Source organism: Collinsella aerofaciens, from assembly GCF_005845035.1.
Classification (GTDB): Bacteria; Actinomycetota; Coriobacteriia; order Coriobacteriales; family Coriobacteriaceae; genus Collinsella; species Collinsella aerofaciens_I.
The window spans coordinates 1-1940 of the sequence record NZ_SPFO01000043.1 but is presented as its reverse complement, the minus strand read 5'-3'; the positions used below and the strand labels follow the sequence as shown (position 1 = coordinate 1940).

Genomic DNA, 1940 nt, shown 5'->3' with positions numbered 1-1940 from the left:
TCATGTCATTCACCTCCCTCGTATGTATCGAGGTATTCCTGCTTGAGCGTCTGCGAGGACGACTTGATCTTTTCCACGAGCGTGCCGGCCTCGATGAAGTAGAACGAGTTGGTGAGGTCTGCCAGGTCGTCGAGCAGGTGGCTTGAAATGAGCACGCTTCGTCCCCGCGCCACCTCGCTGCGCATCGCGTCGCAGGAGGTTTTCCGCTTTCCCGGATCGAGGCCGTTCAGCGGTTCATCGAGGATAAGGTACGGGCAATCGGTCGATATCGCCATGGCAAGCTTTACCTGCTGCTTCATTCCTGTCGAGAGTTTACGGGTCGGCTTGTCGAGATATGGGGAGATTCCGAGGGAGCTGCAGAGCGAGTCGATGTCGGCGGCCGATTTCCACGCCTCCCTAACGAAAGCAAGGTGCTCGATGGCCGATAGCGTGGGATAGAGATCCGCGCTGCCCGAAGAGCTCAGGTAGACGAGTTCTGCAAATTCGGCTGATCGGCGTTGGCTGATTCCGTCTGCCACCAGGCTTCCCGAGTGGATACGGGTGGGAAATTGGCCCGACAGAGCTTCAAGAAAGGTGGTTTTCCCCGAGCCGTTGGGAGCAATGAGGCCCGCCGCCGTTCCCGGGCTCAGGAGAAGCGATCCGATTGAAAGTATCGTCGTGCTCCCGTATCCCACGCTCACGTCCAGAAGCTCGAGCCCATGGTGCTTTTTCGCGGGTCCAGACTGTTTGGGCGAACGTGTCGCAACGGCGCCGACCGCAAAAAAGACCGCGACGTATATCAGGGCCACGGCAAGCATCGATGCGCTGCCTGAACCGGAGCCAATGAATTCTGTCGGGAAGCATCCTACGTAACCCGTTGCCTCGATAGGCGAGAATATGGCCAGCGGCAGGAGATTGAGCGCGGCGTTATGCTCCAGTGCCGAATCGGACAGTAACGGGAATACCGGGGCCGCGACAAGCAGCGCGGAGGTAAGGGGGCCTGCGAGGACGCGCCTCGTTGCGGTCGATAGGACGACGGAACAAACGGATATCAAGGTTCCGCCCGCAAGAAGCGCGATAAGCAGGGCTGTGAAGACGTCTCCCGCAGTCGTGGTGGCAAGCGCGCCGTCATGGAAGAAGGCGATCGGGTACCCAATTTGCCCGAAGCCGTTTAGGGCCAAGGCGTAAATGCCCCCGGGTGCAAGGCCGGCGAGGAGCATCGCGGTCCCCGCGGCGATTATCGAAAACACGATCTGGATAAGGCGCCGGAATTTGGGCACGGGCGCCTTCGCCGCCAGGGTCGCAGGCCTTGTGGCGCCGAGCACGAGTATCGACGAGAGAAGGAAGGGGATGAAGGGAAGGAAAGACGGCGCCGTGGCAATGGCGTAAGGCAGGAAGGAAAGGAATGGCAGGTCGTTTGCGGAGGCCGGGATATCCGTGATGCCGGAGCTGCTCAGGGCACGGCAATATGCGAGCGCCGCGTCATTGGTCTCTCGGTCTCCCACGATGGACCCGGATTGGAAGCCTTCGCCCATGAGCGCGTAGTAGCTCTCGGCAGAATCGAGAAAGGCGGCGTCGGTTTGAGCGGCAAGGGCGGCGTTCGCGTATCTTGCAAGCTCCGCGTCGACTTGCTGCTCTGGAGATAGGTCTGTGCCGTTGGCCTGGGGTGCGCGCGTATTGAATGCGTCGACAAAGCCCTGCATGCCCTGCTTCATAAAGAAGGGCCCGTAGATGGGTGAATTGAACGCAATGGGGATGGAGAAGGCTGCGGCGAGAACGAGCGTACAAATCCATGCGGCCCTGTCTCTTAGGATCAGTTTGAGAAGAAGTCGACAGTACATTTGGAAGCACCTACATTTCTCAAAGCATCGTTAGATTAATAATGACAGACCGAATGAAGATGCGTGCGACGGGGGCGAGGCGAATGGCTGAGCGGTATCGATATGCGGGTTCAACGGTAT

General features: G+C 59.2%; 1 protein-coding gene. It reads right to left on the bottom strand.

The features are described 5' to 3' along the window. Positions 1-5: 5 nt before the first annotated feature. Positions 6-1694, bottom strand: coding sequence for an ATP-binding cassette domain-containing protein (locus FGQ67_RS09955; RefSeq protein WP_171025309.1), 1689 nt, complete (start codon positions 1692-1694; stop codon positions 6-8). Between the last annotated feature and the right edge of the window lie 246 nt (positions 1695-1940).